Consider the following 22,883-nt stretch of genomic DNA (forward strand, 5'->3'; position numbering starts at 1 on the left):
AAAGAGGGCCAGAATCACGCCCACTCTCCGAAAAATACGGTTGTTGTCTACTACAACAGGTTTCACTACGATTTCACCTCACATGACTTCCACAAGACAATCGTCTCTTCACTCTAGTTGCTCGATTTGCTCGTCATTTTACTCTGCTTATTTAAAAGTCTCGGAGAAACGTGCCGCTGTCTCATCTCCGTGTTCACTCATCCAGTTCCAATCTACTTTAAGCTGCGGGATGTCTTTCAGATTCGCCCGGTTAGTCGCTTCGATGTCTTCACGTCCCGGAATCAGGTAAGCATCTGCAACGAGCTTCTGTGCTTCATCGGACAACAGGTAATCGATAAACGCCTTGGCATTCTCTACATTCTTACTTGATTTCAGGATCGCTGCTGGTCTCGGACTGATTACAGTCCCTTCCTCTGGATATACGATGTCCAGTGGTTCACCTTTGGCTTTGGAGGAATACGCCATGTAATCCACACCAGCTGCTACGATGCTTTTCGCTCCGGTAATAACCGGATCAAGCGCTTCCTGATTCGCTCCTGCCATCGCTACACCATTTGCTTTGTAGCTGTCCAGCAAGTCCCAGCCCTTATCTCCGTTCGCACTCAGGTATCCTGTAATGAAGTCCAGCGCCGAACCAGACAGCGTAGGATCCGGGATGTTGACTAGGTCCTTCCAGGCAGGTGTTGCAAGTTCCGCCCAACTGGTTGGTGGCGTGGACACCAGCTTGGTGTTGTAGACAATTCCGAGCGCAGAAGCACTGGCGCTAAAATAGTTACCTTCAGCATCCGACCAATCCTTGTTCAGCTTGTCTGCATTCTCGGCATCTGCATACGGGAGCGTCAGGCCATCCGCTTTCAGTGCTTGTGCCGAAGGCAGGGAGGCCAGGATAACGACGTCCGCTACGGGATTGGATTTCTCAGCTTCCATGCGAGCCAGAATTTTACCTGTTGTACCCTGGAACATCTCCACTTCAATGCCCGTCTTGGCTGTAAATCCGCTGATGATATTATCCGCCAGCTTCTGTGGCCCTGCACTGTACAATACCAGCTTGCCGCCGGCTGGTTTTGTCGTTTCCGCCGATGCAGTAGCCGTACTGCCTTCCCCTGCAGCTTGACCCGCATTCCCGGTGGTTGAATTACCTGTGCTGCATCCAAACAAACTGATACTCATTACCGCTGATAATAACAGCATCGCGCTTCTTTTCCGTGTTTTCATACCCAACATTTCATTCCATCTCCCTTGGTTTCTGATTATATTTTTATTCAAGTTTCTGCAAACTCACGCTGTATACGCTGTTTACGCTATGGTCGCTATGTTTGTTTAATTGCTATTGACACCAACACATGCCTCTCTTTATGAGACTGAACGGTGATGTGATCTCAGGAAGGTACGTTTCCTTCATAATTCACTTTCTAGAAGTTACACTTCCTTGATAATCCGTTTCATTACTTAATGATATGATCCTCTTCATGGCCCATTTCCTGATCCGTGACCTTTATACTCATCATGATCAGTTAGCTGCTGCGATGAACTCTCTCGGCTTCACTTTAGGAGTGTCTTCCCCATTCATTCGGCAGATCCGCTCCGGGGATACATAGAGCTGAATCTTCTCCCCTACACGCACTCTTTGATCCAGATAGGCTGTCCATACCCCCAGCCCTTCCATCTGCACCCGAATTTCATAACGTTCTCCTACATAACTGACGCTGAGCACCACTGCCTGATAACACAGATCATCATGACCTGTTTTGTTCCAGGAGACATGTTCCGGTCTCACCATGGACTGATTGGGCGTAAGCCAGTTGGACTTTCCGATAAACGAAGCAACAAAGGGATCGCTTGGCGATCCGTAGATCGTTTCCGGGGTTCCTTTTTGCAATATCCGCCCCTTCTCCATCACCACAATCTCATCCGACATCGACATCGCCTCAACCTGATCATGGGTGACGTACAGCGCGGTCAGTCCCATATCCCGCACCAATGACATCATCTCAATCCGCATCTCTTCTCGCAGCACGGCATCCAGTGCACTTAGCGGCTCATCGAACAGGATAATCCCCGGTCTCACCGCTACCGCTCTGGCAAAAGCAACCCGCTGCTGCTGTCCTCCCGACAGCTGATGAGGATAGCGGTCCTCCATGCCTTGCAGGCGAACCATACCAAGTGCTTCGGTCACCTTCTGGCGCAGATCAGACTTCTGCTTTCCGGCCTTCAGGCCGAACGCCACATTTTCGTACACCGTCATATGCGGCCATAATGCAAAATCCTGAAACACCATGCCCAGATTACGCTTATGTGTCGGTACATCTATTCGCTTCGTCGCAGAGTAGAAACTCTTGCCATCCGCGACGATTTCTCCCGCATCCGGCTGCTCCAGCCCCGCCAGCATGCGTAACAACGTCGTTTTGCCACAGCCGGATGGGCCAAGCAGCGTCGTAAACTGTCCATGCTGAAGCGTTAAATCCGTGGGCAGCAGTGCGGGAGTACGATTGAATGATTTTTGAATTCCCGTAATTTCCATTTTCATAAGCATCCCTGCCTGTCTTCTTGTACTGTTCTCAGTCTAACGTCCGCTTTCGCGAGTTGTATGTTAGAAATGTAAAATTGGAATTAACTTTTTAGATGAATTCTGTTGATGTTCATAGATTAAATCTATATAAGGTGATTCAAAGTTACCTGAGAGGAGTGTTGAGTTCGTTGAACCTGATTAAACTGCAAATTGTTGAACTCATTGATAAGCATCATCATATGACCAGTGTGGCCGAGGTTCTCGGCATCAAGCAGCCTACTGTTACCTTTCATATGAAGTCTCTGGAGGAAGAGATGGGGGTACGATTATTCGAATCGCGTAGTGGAAAGACGTTTCTGACCGAGGCTGGACAAGCCCTTTTACATTATTCCGTCAAAATCAATGCCCTGACCCAGGAAGCACGCAGAGTGGTACAGGAATATGACAGCCTGTATCGGGGCACCCTGCACATTGGAGCGAGCTATGTACCTGCAACGTATCTGCTGCCACCTATTTTGAACACATTTTCTCAGGAATTCCCCGGTATTCGAATTATGTTATCGGTCAAGCCTTCACCCGTTATCCGCGAAATGTTGATCCGCCACCAGATTGATCTGGGTGTGATTTCTTCCGAACCATTTGTGGGTCCGGTATTGCAAGCAGAAACGCTGTGTGAAGACGATCTGGTATTAATCTGCTCTCCACAGCATGTCTTGGCCCAGAGGGATGTACTGAAACCCGAGCATATGGCACAGGTTCCTTTTGCGCTCCATGGGAATGAATCCAGCACTCGCCGTTTAACCAACCAATGGCTGGAGCAACATGATATTCGTCTACGGAGCACTGTGGAGATGGATTCTCTGGAAGCAATCAAGCAGCTGGTTTTACTCGGCGGTCATATCTCGTTCATGTCACGAATGGCTGTACAGTGGGAAGAACAGCATGGGCTCATCAAGGTGCTCCCCATTCCGGGAGAGCAGGCTCCACGGCACATTTACACCGTTCACAACAAGGATCGTCATCCTTCAGTTCAAGTTAACCGCTTCAAAGAAGTGTTGCGGGACAAGAGCCATAGCTTCTCTCTTTTCAATTCATAATCCTGCTATCCCATATAAACTATCGCTTGGCATTCATCAAATCTATGCAGGGTTAACGCAACGAGTCCTTCCATTTAATCGCTTTCATATACTCGGACGATAAAGTGGGTCTGTACGTTAATCCAGCCTAGGGAGTGATTGGTTTTGAAAAAATGGAAAAAGGTAACCGCCTCATTCATGTTGAGTATCGTGACATTGGGAAGTGGACTGACGTTTCTGGAAGCACCACAGGCTTCAGCAGCAGCTAATGCTGTTCCTGCCTATGAAGTGAAGTTCCTGGCTAAGCCGGAGCTGGTATTGAACACAGATGGGACACCACGCAGTGAAGTCATTCAGACGCTTGGTTTAAGTTCCACAGCAAAAAACATTAGTGCAGAGTACTTCGACACCAACGCGCTGAATCTTGATCAACAGGGATGGAACGTCCGTTTTCGGAAGAAAGATGACAAGAACAATTATGAACTGACTTATAAAAAGCGTTATCCTGTTATCAATGGTGATGTTAATGCGGCGCTGACTCTGGCTAATCAAGAGGGATTTGATGCGTCAGACGATAATTATGAGGCTGAAATTGACTGGGGATATGGTAAACAAACATTGAGCTTCTCCAACACCAAAAAGGTGGATACCAAAGCTACAGGCGTACAACTTCCATCACAGCAAGAAGCATTGAACATGTTATTGGACAAGCTGCCTGGCAAATTAAAAAATTGGTCCTCCTCCAACTGGGGTAAACAACAACTCACACAATCCCGTGCCTACGGCCCAGTAACGTTCCAACGTTATGAAGGAACATGGAATGGACAAGAACTTACCCTTGAAGTATGGCCTATTCGTAATGCAGCAGGTACAGGAGTAGAGAATATTGTAGAGATTTCGTTTAAAACAACAGATACTTCGGCTGTTTCCGGACTGCGTACCCAGCTGATGCAAGTGCTTCAGAACAAAAACTGGCTCATTCCTGCCGATGGTCTGAAAACTCAGCTGATCCTGGAAAGATACTAATTGGTAGTTGCTGTCTATACCTTATGAGTCTACGTAACTGCCTCTAGCGGCTTAAAGGGCAACGGGGAAAATGGGCATGGCTATGTTCTTAATGAAGAGAAACAGATCATGGCCGTTACCCTTCTCTTACCGTATCGCTTAAACATACAATAATATGCTTGGCATTAGAGCCTAAATCCCATTTCATCCAAAACAAAAGGAGATCGCAGGAATATTCTGCTGATCTCCTTTGTATTTATTATGCTTTACAATTAGTATATTTTAAAGGTTTGGGCGGTTTCGATCCCGAGTGCACTCTGGATAAACGTATTGGCGACCCGCTCCACAGGCACAGGATTAAATCCGATAAACACACCCTTATATTTCTCTGCGGATTCAACAAACAGGTTAGGGCTAACGGAATTTAAACGTATACCTCGAGGAAGCTCATACGCTGCTGCTTTGGCAAATGAATCAATCGCTCCATTGACCATAGCGCTGGATGCGCCTTTCAGAATGGGATGGTCCTGTATAATGCCACTGACCAGCGTAAAACTCCCCTTGTCGTTGATATAGTGCTGTCCAATCAAGACGATATTCACCTGACCGAGTAATTTGCCCTGCACACTAATCATGTTGTTCTCCGGGGTCAGTTCTTCCAACTTCGCATAATGAGTCTGGCCTGCTGCAACAATGACGTAATCAATATTAGTCACCGTTTCAAAGAGGGCTGTAATACTTTCTGTCGAGGTCATATCCACCTGGTAATCGCCGGATTGCCTGCCGGCTGTAATTACCTCAACGGAATATTCCTGAAGCTTCGCAACAACCGCCTTGCCTAATGTGCCATTTCCTCCAATAACCAGAGCCCTTTTCATACTACGCCTCCTTTACATCAGTAAAAGCATGAAATTGAAATTGTACATTCATTGATCTCTTCATTTAAACAAAGTTCATTCACATAATCAAACTCACTTCACTATTAAGCCTAATAATCCAACAAAAGAGGCTGCCTGAGAATCTGAAATGATGCATCCGTCCAGATCCTCAATATCTACATGTAACCTTTCAAAGCTACAATCACTAAGGTCCACTCCCTTAAGCTTTACACCTGACAAAAGAGCTTGGTCTATATTGCATTCAGAGAACTCCAGTTTTTGGGGTGCAGCTTGAAAGAAATCGCCACTCACCAGAGAGCATTCGGTGTACTTCACCTGTTTAAACTTGGAGAAACGGAATAAAGAAAGGTCAGCGACACAACCCTGAAAGCTTACATTTTGGAGCCTGCTATTTGCAAAATTGGTACCAAGCAACTTACAGTTTCTAAATTCCGTCCGGTGGAGGAAAGAGCCGTTTAAGTCCATATTGGACAAATCACATTTATCAAAAATCACATCGGTAAGCTCGACTTCCGGTAATGAGGACTCACTAAAGATCACGTTCTCAAAAACCACTTTATCGAATGATACCCTGCTGGCGCTCTGATTCTCAATAGCCATATTACTGAATCGCCCATGCTTGATTTCTTCTTTACTCTCCCATGCTTCTAAAGCCAACGATAAGTCTTCAAGCTCCAGAGGAATCTTTGGCGTTTCCATTTTAGTTTTCATAAGTCCTCCTACTATTTTCTTATATAAATTACTATATCAAAAAGAGCCCTTGCAGTAAGCAAGAGCTCTCTTTGATGTTACCATGAAGCGGGTGATGGGAATCGAACCCACGCTATTAGCTTGGAAGGCTGATTCTCACCCTATTCCGCGATAGTCTTACACAGTCAAAAGATTGATGAACTCTCGCTTTTAAACCTTATTGGCAGTCATGAACAGCATGTACAAACGTTGAATACACAATCAACTGCCCCATGACTGCCCCTTTATAATAGAAGGAACACATCTGCTAAAAATAAAATAGAGTTGGATTGTTCCAAACCTAAATCATAAACCCCTTGAATAATAGTACTATATATGGTACTATATAAATAGGAGGTGAGATATGGCTAGGATAGAAAAATTGGTCCAAAAAATGAAAGACCGCCCCAGTGGTATCCAATATGATGAAGTTGCCAAGGTACTCCGGCATCACGGTTATGGATTAGTGAGAAGCAACGGCTCGCACTTCCATTTCCGAAACCAAGCAGGAGACTTGATAACTATCAAAAAGGAACAACCACTTAAGGCGGTATACGTCAAAGACGTACTGGACCGGATTGGGGAGTAGCACCTCCCCTTTCCTTAATTCTCATCATATCCTAGCCGATTATTAATGGCAAATCATAGCCAAAAGAAGGATTTAGCGTACTACATGGCCCTCCCGTATACGATACAAATCAGACCCGTTAAAGACGAGAGCGGTGATTATTTCTTCGCAACTGTTGCGGAATTAGATGGGTGCCAAAGTAATGGAGATTCCTTTGCTGAGGCATACGAGAGTGTTCGGGAAGCTATGGAGGGATACCTGGCAGTAAAACTGGAATACGATGACATCATTCCTGAACCGATCGGGGAAGATGAGTACAGCGGTAAATTCAATTTGCGTGTTCCAAAGAGTCTGCACCGGCAATTGGTTGAACGGGCAGCCGCGGAGAGTGTTTCGTTAAATCAATATTGCCTTTACAAACTGAGCCGATAAACAAAAATGCCCTGTTAACCTTAAATGGTTAACAAGGGCTATTTTAATGATTAATCCTCTAATATAAGAATAAGTTCGGTGATTGACTTAGAAATCCCATCAAATCCCGGAAAAAGTTTTGCTGCATCATAATTTAGCTTCTGCAGAGCTAAAAATAAATTCTTAGCTTCATCGTTAGGAATTAAAAATTTGTACAATAAAATCTTCGGTTTTTTCTGAAAAGACACATTCTCAGTCACATTTTTATAAATAAGCTGATCCAATGAATCTCTATCAGTTTTCACTGTGAAATTAATTTTTCCATCTGACATTACAAGTGATTCGCTTTTCCAGTATGTAAGTATACCTTTTTGAGCTCGTAAATTATCATTCCCACCGTATGGAGGGCTAATTATTTCTAGAGATGTTGGATTCTTAGAAACATTATTTAATTCAATCTCTTTTCGATCCAACACCCATAATACCATATGATCATTTTCGTCAATACCTTGTTTCAGAGCATTCACAGAGGCGAAGTAAAGTGAAACAAAAGGGTCTAGGCTCCAGTCCAACAACCTCGTTGGTAAGCCATAGTGTTGCGCTATAGCTGCCAACTCATGGAATTCCTTAGGCAACCAATTTTTATGAATTATGTGCATCTCTTTAAAAAACAACCCCATACTATCCCTTAATTGTTCTACGTGTGGAATTTTTAGTCCATTATTATCTGATCTCATAAAAAAATCTTGGAGTATTCTATACTCATAAATTCTTTGAAAATATTCTATGTCATTTTCGGTATCGTACTCTACGGCAGTTTTAGATAATGTGTGTAGTTCCTTTCGTTTTCCAGGTCTTAAAGCCGTTGGAACTAGAGTATATTTTGTAGTACTCTCACCACGAAAAATAAATCCGTTATTCAATAACTCATATTGATTATCAAATGGAGATAGTATATCAAACATCTCTCTGGCAGAATTGATATGTACTATTTTAACAACTTGGTCATATGTAATCACATTATCACTCTATTCATCATAAAATAAGAGCCCTGATTAACGTTGAAGGTTAATAGGGCTCTTCTCACCGATGCTATCGGATTTCTTTTATATTACCACAATTATCCTTTTGCTTCAATCTGTTTCAAGCGCTTGTCCAAGTCGGTGACATTGCCATTTGTTGTGGCAAGCAAGGCAAGGATATTTTTTCTGAGCCGATTAATGACTACGGCTGTTTCTTCCCTCGTGATCTGCGCCCCTGGACGTGTCCCATCAAAATATCCATTTGCCGTTACCTCAGCCCACGCCGCTGCTGCCCACTTGCTTGCTTCATTAATGTCTCTTTCTTGTGTCACCGGCTTGTCCTCCTTTACGGGTTCACTCTTCTTTGAATACTTAGCTTTCAGTTCGGCAACCGATCCGTCAAACTCGTTCAGATCCACCGCACCGTTGATGCCGTCAATCTTCCGATTACCGCGTGGCAGATATCCACCAGCCGCACCATCGCTGTACTGCCAGATGTCCCATCTTGTCCAACCGGATGCATCAGCAGGAGTTTGATTGCTGTAACGTGCAATCCAGAGAGGATATGAGGACAAGCCTGTAAAGTTGCCGATAAACGCCGGGTATGTATACACCAGCGGTTTAACTCCGGTTAGCCTGTGAACCTCTTCCAGAAACATCTTGGCTACTGCCGTAATCGTTGCTTTGCTGTGTCCCTTTTTGTTTGATTCATAGTCCATAACTGGCGGTAGATCGAAAACGCCGATCCCACCAGCATCCTGAATGGCCCTGTAGAAATTCTGTGCTTCCGCTTTTGCAGCATCCACGCTGCCAGCAGAGTCATCCACGTAGTGGTATGCACCGATCAGCAGGCCAGCCGCCTTGGCGTCCTTTACAAACTGTAGAAACTTGTTTGACCGGAAGGACTTGCCTTGAGTCGCTTTGATAAACACGAACGAAATCCCGTCCGCTGCTACCTTTTTGAAATCGATATTACCGTTATGGTGGGACACGTCAATCCCCTGAGCATTCCCCTGCTTACGCGCTTGCATCTGTACCAGCTCCCTTTTTTGTCTGCTTCACCAACTGATTACCGTAAACCGCCACAGCGCCCACTAGAATGCCCTGTACCACGCTCTCAACACTCAGACCAAGCATCAGGATAGAAAATACAATAGCTACACCAGAAACGATATAAATGATAGTCCAATCCTGTACCTTCGGCGTTGACTTCAATACATACCCGATCACCCAGCAGGCTGCCAATACGATCAGCAGCCTACCATCAATTAATCCCTGAATAATGTCCCATTCCACACTACATTCCCCCTAACTTAATTCCGGCCCACACAGCCGCTACAATCAGCCCTGTTATGCCAGTTAATGCCGCACCATAAACGGTACGTTTCAGCCACTTTTGATCCTCATCATGCTTATTTAAACGTGTCAGCGCATCGGCCGCATTGCGCTTGGCTTCATGGGCTACATCGGTTGTCTTCTTCAATTCAGCTTCAAGGTCAATAATCCGAAGAGTCATTTGCTGGGCCGCCTGTAGGGCTTCTTTCGAAATCTCCCGAACCTCGGCCAAGCCTGGAGCCAAAGCCGCCAGCGGTTTCAACGCTTCCTCGATCCGTGCCAGTTGTACCTTCAAATCCACAATCGTATTAACATCCTGCACCTGCATGTCATTCACACCTCCTGGTATGGCTTCCATACGCCAATCCCCCGTCTCTATCTGAATATATGGAAAAGCCCCCTGACCACTCCAGAGGGCACAAAAATAGCGCTCCACATGGGAACGCCTCTTACACGATATTTCCGTTTTGGTCCATGTCTCCGGCTTGCAAAGCAGCGGCCACTTGATCACGGCTGCCTGCTGGTACTTGCTCCAGCTTGATCAGATTTTTGTGGATCATCATTACGTATACTGCTAACATAGTCTCACCCCCTCTCATGAGTGCTAGAGCCCACCGAATCAGCAGCCAAGCAAGCTTAACCCTCATCCGGTGACACCACACTTAACACAAGCATATGCAACTCCATAAGGGCAAGCTGATTGGCGTTGCTCTCTTCGGCCAGACGCTTATTCTCAGCTTCCGCTTCGATTAGGCGTTGCTGAAGCATATCCATCTCAGAAGGTTCTTCTGGCTGTGGCTTGGTCAATTCGTCAATCTCTTCCTGGCTTAAACCTTCGTTCCATAGCTCAGGAAAACTTTCCTGGGGATCTGCGTCCTGGTATGCTTCCCAAGCTGCTAAGTCAAACCTTGGTCGGAACAGTCCAGCAGGAAGCGGCACGCCTACGATATACCCCGCAATTTCCCTGTCTACCTCTTCCTCGTCCTCTTCCGGCACATCAGGTTCCACAGGCTGTTCAGGCGCTTCAGGATCAAACACTACTGGCTCAGGATCGGCATAAAAAGGGACGACACCGGAAAAGGCATCGTCCACCAACTCGTCCTCCAAGTAGAGTCCGTCTGTATTTACTTTAGGTACGGCTTTCATATGATCCCTCCTTAAACTCCTAGGAATGGTGGAATATTCTCCAGACTTGCCCATCCTGAGGTTGTAATATTTGTTCCTGTTGCATTCAAGGGAATAACTGCACCCGCACTTGTTATGTTCAAGCGCCCCAAAACGTCATTGGCATTATCCGTATTAGCCGCCACAATGTAAACCTGAGTTGCAGTTGGCCTATATCCTGTTGGCAGAATAAAGGCAGTAGACCCCATTGCTCCAGGCTTTATCACCCCTCTAAGATGGACGTAACCCATTGAATCTTTGTAATATCCTACTAGCGACAATCCACCTGTAAAGTTCACCCATCCGTTAAGCAGTGTCGGGGTAATCCATGCAGGAGCATCCTTCTCAGCCTTCTTGCTCTCCAGCACAGATATCCGCGTTGTGTTCTCCTGAAGCGTCCGAACAGTATCCAGCAGCAGAGCCTTTTCATTCTCAGCATATGTTCCCGTCACATCTACCGCTGGATATTTGTCCAGCATCAGGTATGTGACGCTGTAGGCAGATGACGGATCGTAATTAACTCCATCAATCCTAGCCTTTTCATTGCCATTCGCATTTACTGTATTTGTATACCAGCGTGGGTCCCGAATGCTATCCTTATATACCGCCAAAACCTTTTTAATTTTATATTTGTTCGGATTGCCGATATCCCCGATGGCGACCGCGACAGGTAAATTGTTGTTGATTGGGGCCTTCTCGCGCAACACGATGCCCGTTCCAACTTCAAGCTGATTATCTCCCTCAATTAACGTCAATTGTCCTTCTGACGTGATCGGTTCCACGACTGGCGTAGCAAGCTGGTATAGGAGTTGGTATGGCGTCCACTCCGAGTACGTATCCGTTGGAATTGATGCTACGCTGGAATCTGCTGGACGCTGAATTTTAAACCATTGTTTGGTTCCGCTCGTATATGGCGTTGCTCTATTCCCTTCTTGGTACATCTTCCATCCCATAAAATACGCCTTAATCTCATCAGATGTCGGTGTGTATGAGTCTCCCCATCCACTGTCTGTATTTGATATCGAAAGTTGCAATTTAGCAGATGAATACGATGTATCAAAAACCACCTGATCTATCGCTGTCATATTGTTATTCGTAATGTTCGTCAATGATTTTCCGTCAAACTTAGTCACAATTTGAGTACCTGTCACGCCATCAGAACCGAAAGGCGAAGATATACCGACTCTTTTATAACCTGTCCATGTAGCGGAATATACCCAGCCAAGACTACCGTCCAATATAACCCGTTTCCACTTCGCGAGTTTGAAATACTGTCCATCCCGATCAAACACCATATCCGGGTTAGCTCCTGTATCTGGATTGGCGTGTATCTCCGTTTGTAGCGCAAGCATGGCATCTTGGCGTAGCACAAACGGCAGAGCAGAGTTGCCGATATTGAGCATTGGATTAGCAAAAGTAAACGTGCCTACCACACCGCTCGTTCCGTTAAAATTACCGAAGAACACGTATACAAAGGTGTTTTCCCCTGCGTTGAAAGTAACCTCTTTTGCGTTAGTCCATGAAACAAGGCGTGTAGTTCCGTCTCCTGCTGTAACCGCCACATATCCGTTATGATCGCACACGAATGTGTACTCACTATTAGGTACGACGGAGATTTGGAAACGGATATAATGTCCATCGGTACTATTGGCTTTCTGTATAGCAATATACGGCTTCTCAAAGTTCCACGGAGATACGGTAATACCCGCAGAGGATTCATATTCATAAAACGGCGGAAGCAGATTAGCACCATATCGGATGACATAAGGGTTAAGCACGCCATAGATACCGACCTGACTTTGGTAGTTAAGCACTGTCCGGCCTTGTAGCCCTGCCAATTTAAATGCTGCGTCCTGATCTGCCTGAACTACATGGATACCTGTTTGGAGTGTAATAGCTGCACGCTCAGGACTATCCAGTCTATCCGTAATAGCTTCCACCTGATTGTCTGTGTACTCTTTGGCTGCTGACTCTGCTGCGTCTGCCTTGGCCTGCGCTCCTGTCTTGCTCTCGCCATCTTGCCGGACAAACTTGGCATCAGCACCGCTCATCAGGCCACTGGCACCGCCTATCACTGCATCTGGAATAACGTCTGATCCACCAGTAACGTGAGAGGATGCATGAGCACCCGGTGTAGCTTCACTTGTTGCTGTCAGCATAATCTCTTTTGTTACAGGGTTAGTAGAAACCGCAATCCCGGTACCGCCAACCAAAGTAACCGTATCAGACTTGCTGGAAGCTTCTACATCATTGATAACTGCAAATGCATTCTGGTTAACTTCAGCACCTTCAGCGATGCTATCCAATTTTGCATGGTCATCAGCAGTAACATGGATATCCGTATCCGCTGCGTGGCTGTCCAGATTTGATTGTACGGCGTCCGTCTCAGCTTTACGGGCAATGTCATCCGCTGCCACTGGAGCGGTCACCTTGGCGCGGCCTGCTGTGTCACGTTGCATAAGTGTGTCAGAGGTTGCGGCACTGGTGCTGGCATCTGATTTGAGCTTGTCAGCCGCACTCATGAATCCAGCAGAGTTCCCCTTTGCCGTGGGATGCTCATCGGCTCCACGTTGCTTGTGGGCTGTCAGAGCGGCAGCAGCCGTATCAATGGCAGCCTGTTCGGCTGCATCAGCTTTTGCCTGGGCATCTGCTGGGGTTCCTTTGGTATCCATCTCAGCCTGCACGCGGTCAAAGCCGATATTGATGTTATTGAAATCCTCACTGATCTTTTTGCTGCCCTCCAGATTCGCGTACCGGTTCGCCATTTGTAACAACTCCCTTCAATAAAGTTTCAACGTCCTGGTGAATAGCCCGAAGGAACGCAACCTGAGAATCCAGCGTCGGTAACGTCTCCAACATGGCCCGAATCACCAATGGACACTCACGGAAAATGTCAGTCACGTCCACGGACAGCTCAAGCACTTTCTTAACCCTCACTTGTGCCACCCCAATTCATATTTTTCAAAATTCCAAGCATGGTTGCTTTCATCTGATCATTGACCCGGATCGTGATAACCTCAGCTTTGGTCCGTTCGTCATGTGCTTTCAACTCTTCGCGGATGATCTCACGTAATCGCTGTTCTTCCATGCCGTTCACTCCTTTTTGGCAACAAAAAAAAGAGCCCATGAAATGGACTCTCAATTTGTTTATTTAATTCATTAACGGCTACGCTCGATAGCCCTAATTAACTTCTCATTCCGTTTATCTGCCTTGTAACTATGAACCACTAATAATGCATGAATCACACCGGGAATGTACCCGATAATAGTAAGAATGATGTTCAGAACAAATGACCCCGGCTTCTTACAGAACAAAACGGCTAGTGGCGGTAAAAAGCAAAGAAAGTATAACAACTCGATTTCCCCCTACATCAATTATAGGTACATACTACCATAATTTAACTGAGAGTAGAGTTTTATTTAGCTGTAGCCAATGCTTCTTCGATCAACTTTAGGTCTGCTTCATACTTAGCTATTTCAGCGTCTAAGTCACTGATTTCTTTTTTTAGGTTGGTGATTACTTGAGGAGTGAAATCTCCACCTTTCATTTTTTCCAATTCAGCTAATTGAGTAACTTTACTTTCTCTAATTTCTTTTGTTGGGACAAGAATCTTTTCTTGAGTTATCCTTTTGGATTCCTCTAAACTGGATTTAGATTGACCCATGTATTTATTGAGTTCAGATGTTGGGTTAGAAACCGTATTATCCACACTAGTGCTCTCTTCCGAATTTGAAGTAATTGTTATTGTCTTGCCACTCACAGAAACATCAGCTCCTAACGCTTCGGATAGGGCACGCGCTGGGACATTAGCCTTAGAATCAATGACAGCCCCCTTATCCGACAGCTTCTTCCCATCAACGACGATGTTATATTCACCCGTAACCTTTTTACCAACAAGTGATTTGACCTGATCAGCAAAAGCCCCTGCCGATGTCGAAAAAACAATCCCTATGATAATACCGCCTGCAATATATGCAACTTTGTGTGCAACCTTTTTCATGCTTCTACCTCCGTAATGGTGCAATTTACCTATTATGATACATTACGGTTAGAGTACAGTAAAGGTTGCAGAGCAAATTAAGCGAGATTCACAGTTGCAATAACTGACCCACTTTGGTTGTATAGTTTTAGGTTTTTCGTAGCAGCATCATAAGCCATACTAACTGCGTACTGGCTATGTGTGTGGCTTGTTGATGCTTTCCCGTTCAGCCCTGTCCACAAAGAGTTAATTTCAGTTTGTAGTCCAGCTATTTTAGAAATACCAAGCCCTTGTACGGTGGCGAACGAAAAGTCTATTGCACCTTGCATAGATAACGTGCCATTCATAGCCCGAATAAGCATATCATTTTGCCCAATCAGAGAGAAGCTTCCACTTGAAGCGTATAGCTGCCCCATCAAGGCTTCGGACTCGCTAAAGAACGTAAGGCCAGCCATTCCAGCGGCATCATTGTATCCAATACTCACCCGCTTGCGGTTAGATGCGTCTATGGATCTCCAGCCAGCTTGGTCAATTTCAATACGCCTGCCGCTTTCAGATGTCTTCAAGACTGAACCAATGATAGTCGAACCATTAATTTGTACACCGTTTATAACGGCTGCTGAAATTGTTCCACTAAATTCCCCGCCTACAGCTACCATATGACCTGATTCATTGACTGAAAATGAACTGCCTATTTGGATACTACCACCTACAAAACGTCCACCTGAGACTGTACCTTCAAATGTCCCGTCTACACCTTGGAGCGTACCTCCGAATGTGCCGCCTGCCGCCTTTAGATCACCGCTGAACACTCCATCTACGGCTTCAAGAGTTCCGTTAAACTTGTACCGCCTACTAGGCACGTCAAACCAAATAGCCTTATCTGATTCAGCGTAGAAGGTCAATTCATCCGAGTTGAACACCGCTTTACTTAGGTGGTCCTCCCTCTCAACAATCCACCCTTCATTACGTGTGATGGTAGCCCCGTAATAGGACTTCCCTTCCTTCACAGCTTCCTTGTTCAGCTTATTGACAGCAGTCGTTAAGGTACCATCCACCACAAATTCACTCTGCTGCTCAGAAACAGAAGGTGCTTCCAGCGTCATCCGTAGGCCACCAGCAAAGTTGAACACTTGATGGAGAATGACCGTCTTATACCGCATGATACCATCCCACGGTATGTGTGTATCCTGCCATGTTGATACTGTCTCGTCCCAGGTTGTGCCTTCCTGCTGTTCAAACCCGATGACGTCACCCTGTTCAAGCTGTGGGAAGCCTCTGGCATCCATTGTGAGTGGCAGATAGGAGAACCCGTTCAGAGCTGCCAGAAGGCCATTTGTGACCGCCTGAGTAGCAAAAGGATTTTCCACATACAGCGTATGGTTATCATCACCTGTCCCGGCTTCATACTGCAATTCATCTTCGATGTTGTAGGTGACCACAACCCGCGTATACGTCTTCACTGGATTGGTTTGCTTCACCTGAACATAATCAGCCGTAGTCATATCGAACACTGGAGTATCAGCAGCCGTGAACCGTTTGAATTTCACGGTACCCGCCTTATCAATGTAAATGCTGGCGCTATTCGCAGAAGCGATATAGGACAGCACCTGACGCATACTGTACCCTGCTGGCCCTGCCTGTATCTGATACGCTGGATTGATCACCACGCTGCTGTCATACGTCCAGCCCAACCGGTTGCAAATCTCATTGAATACGGCACGTTGCGTGGTCGGATAAGTCAAGGATGATATGTAAGCCACATCCGCAAAAACCAGCTTGTCATAACAGGTGAAGGTCCATACATCATTAACCCGTTCCCTGCCATCAACGAAGAACTCTCCCAGCGGTAGCCAGTCCGTCCCGTCCCCTGTCCAGGAAACATGCATATCCTGCCATGGGTACTGCGCTTGTAGCCAAGTCATCCCCGCCATGGATAAGGACAGGTACGGCACGATTCGGGCATTTGCCGGGATGATTTCATTCGTTCGTAACCTGATCGTAAGTTTGCTTGGAATGGCCGTTCCGATCTCAAAGCCATCGTTCAGGCTCAAGCTATTTTCAATACTAAAGTCCACAATTTTACTACTATCATATTCCTCTGACTGTACCAGGGCTTTAACGATAAATTCCCTGTCCGGTCGTCTTAGGTAATCCGTGTAGAGCGGCGATATTGGATACATCTGATCACCTCTCTGTCAGCGTCAATTTGAGCCCGGACCAGTACATCACGCCGCCACTCATAACGCTGAACGGTGCAGGCCGATTACCGACATACATCCGTTTAGTTTCATGCTTCCCTGTCATGGGATCTGGATAAGTGCAGTCAAAAAACACATTGGACATGGATTGAAGGATGGAGGACATTTCTGCCCATGTCAGCATCCCCCAAGTCATGTCTATCTGCCGTTTGACGGCTATCCGGTCCCGGTTCAAGGTTCCGTTTGCAGTACGTACCGATGAATTAGCGTCATCCAAGTCAAGTACCGTCACCTGGTACGTGGAGGGATAAGCGGCAATCTCTTGGCCATTAATTTTGATTTCCAATCTGCATCCCTCCTATGTCGTTAATGGTGAACGGCCTGTACGCCTTGTGATGTCGTTTATAGCACTTACTGCAGCACGCCCCAGCTCCGTACCATTGAGTTGAATAACGGTCTGTTTGTCATTGTTCCGTATGGCATCCAAGATCATGGATAGAAGTTCAACCATAGGCTGGTTGTTGCCGCCAATCATGTCTTTAAGCTTGGACAGCGGCGACACGACTTCTGGGTCAACGGAAGCGCCCCGGTTATCCCCGACCATGGCAAGCGTTGGACCATAGGCCAAACCACCTTTCGCCAGTTTCGGTATCTTCGGAAGATTAGGAAGGCCGACACTTCCTCCGCCTACTTTATTTCCGAATATCTCGAATTCCGGAATGCTAACGCTAAGGCTGTTAAACCCTCCAATGACCTTGTTAATCCCGTCAATGATCAAATTCAATGGCGCTTTAACCAAGCCATACAATGAATCGAAAATGCCACCGAAGATGTCTTTGACACCGTTCCAGGCCTTTTTCCAATCACCCGTAAATACGCCTGCAACAAAATCAATGATCCCGCCAAGCGTTTTCAGCAGCCCCTTGATAATGTCGCCTACGCTTTTAACTACAGTGGTGACAATGTTCAATACGATATTGAACCCCTTGGTAAAGCTCGGAGCCAGCTTGTCTATAATGTAGCTGATTAATGGCACAATGAATTTGTTATAGATATCCAGCGCCGCCGCTACCAGCTTCATGACAACCTCGCCCACTTGCTTAATGATTCCCTTCAACGTACCGTCCCAGATTTCATTAAGCTTCTTCAGGAACGGTTCAATAATCGGTTTCAACACATCGTCCCACAACTTTTGGAACAGCTTTCGCGTGTTCTCCATCATCTCAGATATCTTGTCAAGGATATCCTTCCCATACTTATTCCATAGGTCCTTAACGATCTGGAGCGTATCCAAGACAATTTTCTTGATCAGGTCAAAGACGGGTTTCAACACCGTGTTATAGATATCATTGATCATGTCGACGGCCCACTCAAATGTCTTGGCAGCTTCTTCGAACGCCTTGACCAATACATCCGTGAAGATCGGGACAAGTGTCTCCGTGATCTTGGAAGCAATCGGGATGATGAATTCATTTAATGCGTAATCCACAAACGGCTTGATCGTGCCATTCAGCAAGTTATCAAATGAATCACCGATCTGTGGAATAATGTCCAAGAACATATCCCGGAACTCTTCCAGTGCTGGATTCAACGTTCCGGCCCACAGTTCATTGATGTGATTAACGGCATTGTCAAACGTCTTCGCGAAGGTATCAATCGCCCAGACCAGTGTGTCCGTGAAAATAGGGACAAGTGTCTCGGTCAACGTGGCCGAAATAGGGATAGCGAATTCATTCAGCATGAAGTCAGTAAACGGATTCAGTGTCCCATCCAGCAAGCTTTGTAGGGATGCAGCAATGAGTGGCATATTGGTGACAAATGCGTTCTTTACCTTATCCAAACTCGGCAACCACACAGTATCCCATAGCTTAATGGATTGATTAGTTGAATTCTCGAATGTCCGATCAAGTAAATCAAACGCCCATACGATCTGATCCGCAATCACCGGGGCAAAAGACTTCACAAACCCACCAACAATAGATGGGATGAAATTCCCTAAAATGTGTTTTGCCATCGGTACCAGGACGCCATCTTTGAGCCGAAGAAACGTTTGGCCCATATTGTCAATGGACTTACCGATAGGGCCCATCATGTCCACAAAAGGCTGGAAAGCCGGAGCGATACCCGCCCAGCCTGCGGATATGAAAGACCACGCTTGAGCAAAACGAGATTTGATGTCTTCCAAGAAGGCCGCCACTTGCTGCTTGATCGGATCAATTTCTATCGAAGGTGTACCCAAGTCCAGGTCACCGAACCCGGCCATACCGCCCAGACCCCCGCCTATTCCCTTGCCAGCCCCAGCAGCACTTGAGCCAGCGTCATCTAAAGCAGAAGCAGTAGATTGTGCCAGTGTGTTGAGCTGATCGAATCCGGCCAGACTGCCCTTCATGTCTTTTCCGGCTTTCTTCGCCTTCTTGCCTGCCTTCTCAGCCGCTTTCCCTGTATCCTCCACGGCAGGAGCTGCGGCCGCTGCTGCATCACCCATGCCGCCCATGGCATCTGTTGCCACCGTCATTCCGGCACCACCAGCGTTCACAGCGTCACCAAAGACCAGTTCCGTAAATGCTTTAAAATAGGCTGCCGCAATCTGCAGTTTGGCTATGATCCAGTTCAAGCCCTTGAGAATCGGAGTCAAAATGTTAATAAACCCCGCACCCATTGTGCCCTTGAAGATGTTCCACTGTTCCGACATCATGCGGACTTGGTTAGCCCAGCTCTGACCGTTACGGGCAAAGTCACCCTGAGCATCGGCCGTTACCTGTAACAAATAGCCATACCGCAGCATGGCCTGTTCCGATTGCGTCATGGCTAGCCAAGACTTTGTGATGCCCTGTGACATCGCGTAGGCTTCCATATTGACTACGGACATGTTTACACCCAATTGTTTCAACGGCTCAGTCTCACCGACCATACCGGAAAACACTTTGTAATACGCTTCGTCAGTACTCAGGTTATAAAAAGAAGCCATGTCAGCAGATAATTCCGTCAACTTGACGGACATCTGTTTCATGGCTTCTCCTGTGATACCTGACGACTTGAGCATGGCTCCCATCGTCGATGCATATCGTTTACCGGACAACTCGGACAGGCCAAACGATTCAATCAGGTTCGATGACCAGTTGTTAATCTGGTTTGTCATTGATCCGAACGTGACGTTAACCACGTTCTGCACTTCGGCCAGATCCGATGCCAGGTTAATGGCTTCTTTACCAAACTCTTTTATGCTATGAACTGCGAATGCTCCAGCAATGATACCGCCAAGGCCCCTAAAGGCCCCGCCGACGAGGTTGGTAGCTGTACCAGCGATTCCGTTAAGTTGACTTTGAAACGGCCCATAATTGAGCCCTAGGTCTAAATCTACGCTTCCTGCACTAGCCATCTACCCACCCCCAAACATCCGGGCCATTGCCGCTTCCAGACTCTTCATCTCCTGATCTAACTTCTCGGGATCAGTCAACTTCTGGTCCGCTTGCCGTTTACGCCAGTCATTGTAAATGCGGCGCTGATCCGCGCTGAAACCCTTGATTGTCTTCGGGTCCTTCTCTGCTCGGATGGTTACGATGCTTCCCAATGGTGTATCCGGCATAAGGCCCCCAACCAATGTACAAAATTCTTCCCACGGCATGTCTCCGTGCTGCCGGATGCGGATACCGTACTGTTTGGCAAGGCTGGCTTCAATTAAAGACCAGTCCTCGCGCAAATCGTACCAGTTTTCCGGCGCGGCGCTATTGTCGAAATCGGGCAGCGGCTTCCTCGTAGGATAAGCCCTGCATAGCTGCAACAAGACCCGACATAAGCACTTTCAAGTTTTCAACGCTCATTTTCCTTACACCGATTTCAGTTACGGCTTTCTCACCCAAAGACCCTTGAATTGCGTTCAGAAGCCCTTTTACAGAAGCGTCATTTGCCAGTTCTTCAAAACCCAAAACAGCTTCTACGGAATTGTTGATTGGATACTTTTTGTTTCCAATCTGGATTGATGCCACCTCGTCTTTTGCAAATTTATCTGTAAGATTAATAATGTTGGCCATCTTAAAATCCCCCTTGGTTTGAATTATGGTGTGGTTGGTGCTTTCTCAAATTCCGGCTTTCCGTCAGACAACAATTCGAATTCCAGACCATCAATGTTGGTCGAATCGCCGCCTGCTGGTGTGGTCAAGTTAATGACGCAATTCATGGTCAGCGCCGCGCCGGAAGGCATAGTCCATTCAAATATCGTTTCCACCTGTTGACCCGTCCCCAACATCAACCCTGCAATGTAATCATTACCTGGATCGCCATAGTTCCGCTTACCGCTGAAACTGAACGACAAGGATTTACCTGTTACCGCACGTCTTGTCCAGCCTGCCTGATCCATGGAACTCCATTCTTCGGTGTTACCGTCGATAGCTGGCGCGAAGTTTTCCAGATCCTTGATCATCACCATTTCTGAATCCGTAGATGCCCGCCCCTTGATGCCCACTTTGAAAATATTGTTATGAACCGGAAATACGCCTGTTGTTGGCATTCCATTCCCCTACCTCTCGTAATAAATAATCGTTTCAACGACCAACTCGTATATGTTCTGATCATCGGTTCCCACATCGACAGGGCCGGGTGTACGCATCTCAAAGGCGATAACCCGTTTACCGCCGATCTCAACGCCTGCACGACCAAAAAGAGCGCCATAGACCTCATGGGCCTTGCGCTCTGCGGTGTCTGCATTCTTGCTCCAGTGAATCAGGAAGGAAACGCCTTTTGTGGCATAGCTAGTATTATCCAACCCTCCGATGGCAATGTAGGGCTGACCTGTATTCACGTTGTAAATGCCAATACACTTTTCCTTACTCCCATCGATCTTGCCAATGTACCAGTTCGGGCTCTCGATCTCTGTCCTGATCCATTCGCGGATCTCAGATAGCATCATTTGATGAACCCACCCCCAAACTTCTTGACCAGCTTTTCAAATGTCTTACGTATCCAGCCTTTTTGTTCCTTCTGCCAAGCTTCCAGCCACAACCCTTGGGCGTTGGCGTTCTTGTCTCTGCGGAAGTTGTATTCCGGGTGCCAGTAAAGACGGCGTGCATATGGCGTGTCATACACAATCTTGACCTTGCCCTTTTTGAGCCCTGTAGTATCCACCCAGGCACTGCGTTCCAGCTCCCCTGTTTGCTTTGGCACGACCTGAGCGTTAGCAATTTCAGTCAGGATGCTTTCTGCTTTCCCGTTGGCGACTTGCTCCAGTGCTTTCAATGGAGCATTTGCGATATTTCGCATTGCCCTAGGATCCATCGTCACTTTCACTTTAACCATCAGCTCAGCTCCAATTCTGTAGAAAAGACGCTGCCGTCTGGATGCTGCGGCCTTGATGCGCTAAATATGATTCGATCAGTGCCGCCAACCCGGACAAAGCCCTCGATCAGTTTCCCAGGCAGGATATCGCCTCGGATGATCACTTTGCCGGACAGTGTAACCAATCGGCGCTCCTTATCAAGCTTTTGACGCATCTTCTCGTCATAACAAGCGAGCCCGTCAAAGATTAATTCCTCGACAGGCTCCCCGTCTTCTGACGTCTCAGTTCGGAACACTTGAACCGGTGTTTTCAAAATCCAATGTGGAAATGGAAACTTACCCCGCATCAACATAGCCCCCTATTCATCAACCCTGTGGCTCTCAGCAGGTTTGTAACACCTTCGGTAGTCTTAACCCCACCAGCACCTTCAACGGCCTTAAATGACACGCTGACACTGCCTGCTGAGTATCCAGAGAGTGGGAAGTCCAAATAATCCCCATATTGAAACTGGAAATCCGCTTGTTGGCATACTGCCTTGACCACATTCCCCCGCTGAAAGGCTGTCAGACCTTCCAGGCTACGTTGTACGATGCGATTATAGGTCAAGCTGTCTATTTGATCGGATGCCCGACTGAGAACCTTATTCAAGTCCTCAGCCGGAATCATGCCGTCTCCATACAGTTCATATTCATCCGGTGTAGCGTAGGGCATA

29 protein-coding genes are annotated in these 22,883 nt (G+C 46.7%); 4 read left to right on the forward strand and 25 right to left on the reverse strand.

Going from position 1 to position 22,883, the window contains the following annotated elements:
* Nucleotides 1-147 precede the first annotated feature (147 nt).
* Nucleotides 148-1,224: an ABC transporter substrate-binding protein gene (locus P364_RS0122705; protein WP_024632363.1), complete on the reverse strand. Its 1,077-nt coding sequence runs from the start codon at nucleotides 1,222-1,224 to the stop codon at nucleotides 148-150.
* Between the two features lie 286 nt (nucleotides 1,225-1,510).
* Nucleotides 1,511-2,527: an ABC transporter ATP-binding protein gene (locus P364_RS0122710; protein ID WP_024632364.1), complete on the reverse strand. Its 1,017-nt coding sequence runs from the start codon at nucleotides 2,525-2,527 to the stop codon at nucleotides 1,511-1,513.
* 170 nt (nucleotides 2,528-2,697) lie between these two features.
* Here P364_RS0122710 and P364_RS0122715 point away from each other — a divergent pair, with 170 nt between their 5' ends.
* Together P364_RS0122715 and P364_RS0122720 are read left to right on the forward strand one after the other, a co-directional pair.
* On the forward strand, nucleotides 2,698-3,606 hold the full coding sequence (locus tag P364_RS0122715; protein ID WP_029881557.1) for a LysR family transcriptional regulator: 909 nt from the start codon (nucleotides 2,698-2,700) through the stop codon (nucleotides 3,604-3,606).
* Between the two features lie 144 nt (nucleotides 3,607-3,750).
* Nucleotides 3,751-4,611 carry a CYTH domain-containing protein gene (locus P364_RS0122720; protein WP_024632366.1) on the forward strand — a complete coding sequence of 287 codons (861 nt, stop codon included), beginning with the start codon at nucleotides 3,751-3,753 and terminating at the stop codon, nucleotides 4,609-4,611.
* Nucleotides 4,612-4,862: 251 nt separating this feature from the next.
* On the opposite strand, the gene P364_RS0122725 is transcribed toward P364_RS0122720, so the two are convergent.
* Both P364_RS0122725 and P364_RS0122730 read right to left on the reverse strand, forming a co-directional pair.
* On the reverse strand, nucleotides 4,863-5,468 hold the full coding sequence (locus P364_RS0122725; RefSeq protein WP_024632367.1) for a short chain dehydrogenase: 606 nt from the start codon (nucleotides 5,466-5,468) through the stop codon (nucleotides 4,863-4,865).
* Between the two features lie 93 nt (nucleotides 5,469-5,561).
* A complete protein-coding gene (locus tag P364_RS0122730; RefSeq protein ID WP_024632368.1) occupies nucleotides 5,562-6,200 on the reverse strand; it encodes a pentapeptide repeat-containing protein in 639 nt (212 codons plus the stop codon).
* A 382-nt stretch (nucleotides 6,201-6,582) separates the two neighbouring features.
* Here P364_RS0122730 and P364_RS0122735 point away from each other — a divergent pair, with 382 nt between their 5' ends.
* Both P364_RS0122735 and P364_RS0122740 read left to right on the forward strand, forming a co-directional pair.
* Complete coding sequence (locus tag P364_RS0122735; RefSeq protein WP_024632369.1) at nucleotides 6,583-6,807, forward strand: type II toxin-antitoxin system HicA family toxin; 225 nt, start codon at nucleotides 6,583-6,585, stop codon at nucleotides 6,805-6,807.
* Between the two features lie 45 nt (nucleotides 6,808-6,852).
* Nucleotides 6,853-7,218 (forward strand): type II toxin-antitoxin system HicB family antitoxin, encoded by a 366-nt coding sequence (locus P364_RS0122740; RefSeq protein WP_024632370.1) that lies wholly within the window; start codon nucleotides 6,853-6,855, stop codon nucleotides 7,216-7,218.
* A 50-nt stretch (nucleotides 7,219-7,268) separates the two neighbouring features.
* Here the strand turns inward: P364_RS0122740 and P364_RS0122745 are convergent, their stop codons facing one another.
* The 21 genes from P364_RS0122745 to P364_RS0122840 form a co-directional block, all read right to left on the reverse strand.
* Nucleotides 7,269-8,216 carry an FRG domain-containing protein gene (locus P364_RS0122745; RefSeq protein ID WP_024632371.1) on the reverse strand — a complete coding sequence of 316 codons (948 nt, stop codon included), beginning with the start codon at nucleotides 8,214-8,216 and terminating at the stop codon, nucleotides 7,269-7,271.
* Nucleotides 8,217-8,317: 101 nt separating this feature from the next.
* The gene (locus P364_RS0122750) at nucleotides 8,318-9,250 is read right to left on the reverse strand and encodes a glycoside hydrolase family 25 protein (protein WP_024632372.1); all 933 of its coding nucleotides are present in this window, start codon (nucleotides 9,248-9,250) and stop codon (nucleotides 8,318-8,320) included.
* Nucleotides 9,237-9,515: a phage holin family protein gene (locus P364_RS0122755; RefSeq protein ID WP_024632373.1), complete on the reverse strand. Its 279-nt coding sequence runs from the start codon at nucleotides 9,513-9,515 to the stop codon at nucleotides 9,237-9,239. Before P364_RS0122755 ends, P364_RS0122750 begins: the two co-directional genes overlap by 14 nt.
* Before the next feature lies 1 nt (nucleotide 9,516).
* Nucleotides 9,517-9,990, reverse strand: coding sequence for a hypothetical protein (locus P364_RS0122760; protein WP_024632374.1), 474 nt, complete (start codon nucleotides 9,988-9,990; stop codon nucleotides 9,517-9,519).
* A gap of 13 nt (nucleotides 9,991-10,003) precedes the next feature.
* A complete protein-coding gene (locus P364_RS38510) occupies nucleotides 10,004-10,135 on the reverse strand; it encodes a hypothetical protein (RefSeq protein WP_268870905.1) in 132 nt (43 codons plus the stop codon).
* A 55-nt stretch (nucleotides 10,136-10,190) separates the two neighbouring features.
* Nucleotides 10,191-10,700 carry a hypothetical protein gene (locus P364_RS0122770; protein ID WP_024632375.1) on the reverse strand — a complete coding sequence of 170 codons (510 nt, stop codon included), beginning with the start codon at nucleotides 10,698-10,700 and terminating at the stop codon, nucleotides 10,191-10,193.
* Between the two features lie 11 nt (nucleotides 10,701-10,711).
* Nucleotides 10,712-13,483 carry a hypothetical protein gene (locus P364_RS36310; protein WP_024632376.1) on the reverse strand — a complete coding sequence of 924 codons (2,772 nt, stop codon included), beginning with the start codon at nucleotides 13,481-13,483 and terminating at the stop codon, nucleotides 10,712-10,714.
* Nucleotides 13,437-13,655 carry a hypothetical protein gene (locus P364_RS37415; RefSeq protein ID WP_152532735.1) on the reverse strand — a complete coding sequence of 73 codons (219 nt, stop codon included), beginning with the start codon at nucleotides 13,653-13,655 and terminating at the stop codon, nucleotides 13,437-13,439. The genes P364_RS36310 and P364_RS37415 overlap by 47 nt, the downstream gene beginning before the upstream one ends.
* Nucleotides 13,645-13,806, reverse strand: coding sequence for a hypothetical protein (locus P364_RS37620; RefSeq protein WP_161634205.1), 162 nt, complete (start codon nucleotides 13,804-13,806; stop codon nucleotides 13,645-13,647). Before P364_RS37620 ends, P364_RS37415 begins: the two co-directional genes overlap by 11 nt.
* 71 nt (nucleotides 13,807-13,877) lie before the next feature.
* Entirely contained in the window at nucleotides 13,878-14,072 is a 195-nt protein-coding gene (locus P364_RS0122785) for a YqaE/Pmp3 family membrane protein (protein ID WP_024632377.1), read from the reverse strand.
* A 62-nt stretch (nucleotides 14,073-14,134) separates the two neighbouring features.
* A complete protein-coding gene (locus P364_RS0122790) occupies nucleotides 14,135-14,719 on the reverse strand; it encodes a stalk domain-containing protein (protein ID WP_024632378.1) in 585 nt (194 codons plus the stop codon).
* Between the two features lie 77 nt (nucleotides 14,720-14,796).
* Complete coding sequence (locus P364_RS0122795; RefSeq protein WP_024632379.1) at nucleotides 14,797-16,881, reverse strand: hypothetical protein; 2,085 nt, start codon at nucleotides 16,879-16,881, stop codon at nucleotides 14,797-14,799.
* Nucleotides 16,882-16,885: 4 nt separating this feature from the next.
* Nucleotides 16,886-17,245 (reverse strand): DUF6711 family protein, encoded by a 360-nt coding sequence (locus P364_RS0122800; RefSeq protein WP_024632380.1) that lies wholly within the window; start codon nucleotides 17,243-17,245, stop codon nucleotides 16,886-16,888.
* A gap of 12 nt (nucleotides 17,246-17,257) precedes the next feature.
* A complete protein-coding gene (locus P364_RS36315) occupies nucleotides 17,258-20,278 on the reverse strand; it encodes a phage tail protein (protein ID WP_024632381.1) in 3,021 nt (1,006 codons plus the stop codon).
* Nucleotides 20,279-20,683 carry a Gp15 family bacteriophage protein gene (locus tag P364_RS0122810; protein ID WP_442952344.1) on the reverse strand — a complete coding sequence of 135 codons (405 nt, stop codon included), beginning with the start codon at nucleotides 20,681-20,683 and terminating at the stop codon, nucleotides 20,279-20,281. It abuts the gene before it with no gap.
* On the reverse strand, nucleotides 20,625-20,930 hold the full coding sequence (locus P364_RS0122815; protein WP_024632383.1) for a hypothetical protein: 306 nt from the start codon (nucleotides 20,928-20,930) through the stop codon (nucleotides 20,625-20,627). Before P364_RS0122815 ends, P364_RS0122810 begins: the two co-directional genes overlap by 59 nt.
* Before the next feature lie 23 nt (nucleotides 20,931-20,953).
* Entirely contained in the window at nucleotides 20,954-21,406 is a 453-nt protein-coding gene (locus tag P364_RS0122820; protein ID WP_024632384.1) for a phage tail tube protein, read from the reverse strand.
* A gap of 9 nt (nucleotides 21,407-21,415) precedes the next feature.
* Nucleotides 21,416-21,805, reverse strand: coding sequence for a minor capsid protein (locus tag P364_RS0122825; protein WP_024632385.1), 390 nt, complete (start codon nucleotides 21,803-21,805; stop codon nucleotides 21,416-21,418).
* Nucleotides 21,802-22,155: a minor capsid protein gene (locus P364_RS0122830; RefSeq protein ID WP_236642073.1), complete on the reverse strand. Its 354-nt coding sequence runs from the start codon at nucleotides 22,153-22,155 to the stop codon at nucleotides 21,802-21,804. The genes P364_RS0122825 and P364_RS0122830 overlap by 4 nt, the downstream gene beginning before the upstream one ends.
* 35 nt (nucleotides 22,156-22,190) lie before the next feature.
* Nucleotides 22,191-22,517, reverse strand: a complete 327-nt coding sequence (locus P364_RS0122835) for a hypothetical protein (RefSeq protein WP_024632387.1) — start codon at nucleotides 22,515-22,517, stop codon at nucleotides 22,191-22,193.
* Entirely contained in the window at nucleotides 22,517-22,882 is a 366-nt protein-coding gene (locus P364_RS0122840; RefSeq protein WP_024632388.1) for a hypothetical protein, read from the reverse strand. The genes P364_RS0122835 and P364_RS0122840 overlap by 1 nt, the downstream gene beginning before the upstream one ends.
* Nucleotide 22,883: the final 1 nt, after the last annotated feature.

The organism is Paenibacillus sp. MAEPY2 (genome assembly GCF_000499205.1).
Lineage (GTDB): Bacteria > Bacillota > Bacilli > Paenibacillales > Paenibacillaceae > Paenibacillus > Paenibacillus vandeheii.

Coding starts and splice junctions, on each gene's coding strand:
- P364_RS38510 (WP_268870905.1), bottom strand. CDS start 10,135: ATGTTAGCAGTATACGTAATGATGATCCACAAAAATCTGATCAAGCTG.
- P364_RS0122820 (WP_024632384.1), bottom strand. CDS start 21,406: ATGCCAACAACAGGCGTATTTCCGGTTCATAACAATATTTTCAAAGTG.
- P364_RS0122740 (WP_024632370.1), top strand. CDS start 6,853: ATGGCAAATCATAGCCAAAAGAAGGATTTAGCGTACTACATGGCCCTC.
- P364_RS37620 (WP_161634205.1), bottom strand. CDS start 13,806: ATGGAAGAACAGCGATTACGTGAGATCATCCGCGAAGAGTTGAAAGCA.
- P364_RS0122795 (WP_024632379.1), bottom strand. CDS start 16,881: ATGTATCCAATATCGCCGCTCTACACGGATTACCTAAGACGACCGGAC.
- P364_RS0122825 (WP_024632385.1), bottom strand. CDS start 21,805: ATGATGCTATCTGAGATCCGCGAATGGATCAGGACAGAGATCGAGAGC.
- P364_RS0122710 (WP_024632364.1), bottom strand. CDS start 2,527: ATGAAAATGGAAATTACGGGAATTCAAAAATCATTCAATCGTACTCCC.
- P364_RS0122840 (WP_024632388.1), bottom strand. CDS start 22,882: ATGCCCTACGCTACACCGGATGAATATGAACTGTATGGAGACGGCATG.
- P364_RS0122770 (WP_024632375.1), bottom strand. CDS start 10,700: ATGAAAGCCGTACCTAAAGTAAATACAGACGGACTCTACTTGGAGGAC.
- P364_RS0122835 (WP_024632387.1), bottom strand. CDS start 22,517: ATGCGGGGTAAGTTTCCATTTCCACATTGGATTTTGAAAACACCGGTT.
- P364_RS0122815 (WP_024632383.1), bottom strand. CDS start 20,930: ATGGCCAACATTATTAATCTTACAGATAAATTTGCAAAAGACGAGGTG.
- P364_RS0122790 (WP_024632378.1), bottom strand. CDS start 14,719: ATGAAAAAGGTTGCACACAAAGTTGCATATATTGCAGGCGGTATTATC.
- P364_RS0122735 (WP_024632369.1), top strand. CDS start 6,583: ATGGCTAGGATAGAAAAATTGGTCCAAAAAATGAAAGACCGCCCCAGT.
- P364_RS0122705 (WP_024632363.1), bottom strand. CDS start 1,224: ATGTTGGGTATGAAAACACGGAAAAGAAGCGCGATGCTGTTATTATCA.
- P364_RS0122730 (WP_024632368.1), bottom strand. CDS start 6,200: ATGAAAACTAAAATGGAAACGCCAAAGATTCCTCTGGAGCTTGAAGAC.
- P364_RS0122830 (WP_236642073.1), bottom strand. CDS start 22,155: ATGCGAAATATCGCAAATGCTCCATTGAAAGCACTGGAGCAAGTCGCC.
- P364_RS0122750 (WP_024632372.1), bottom strand. CDS start 9,250: ATGCAAGCGCGTAAGCAGGGGAATGCTCAGGGGATTGACGTGTCCCAC.
- P364_RS36310 (WP_024632376.1), bottom strand. CDS start 13,483: ATGGCGAACCGGTACGCGAATCTGGAGGGCAGCAAAAAGATCAGTGAG.
- P364_RS0122725 (WP_024632367.1), bottom strand. CDS start 5,468: ATGAAAAGGGCTCTGGTTATTGGAGGAAATGGCACATTAGGCAAGGCG.
- P364_RS36315 (WP_024632381.1), bottom strand. CDS start 20,278: ATGGCTAGTGCAGGAAGCGTAGATTTAGACCTAGGGCTCAATTATGGG.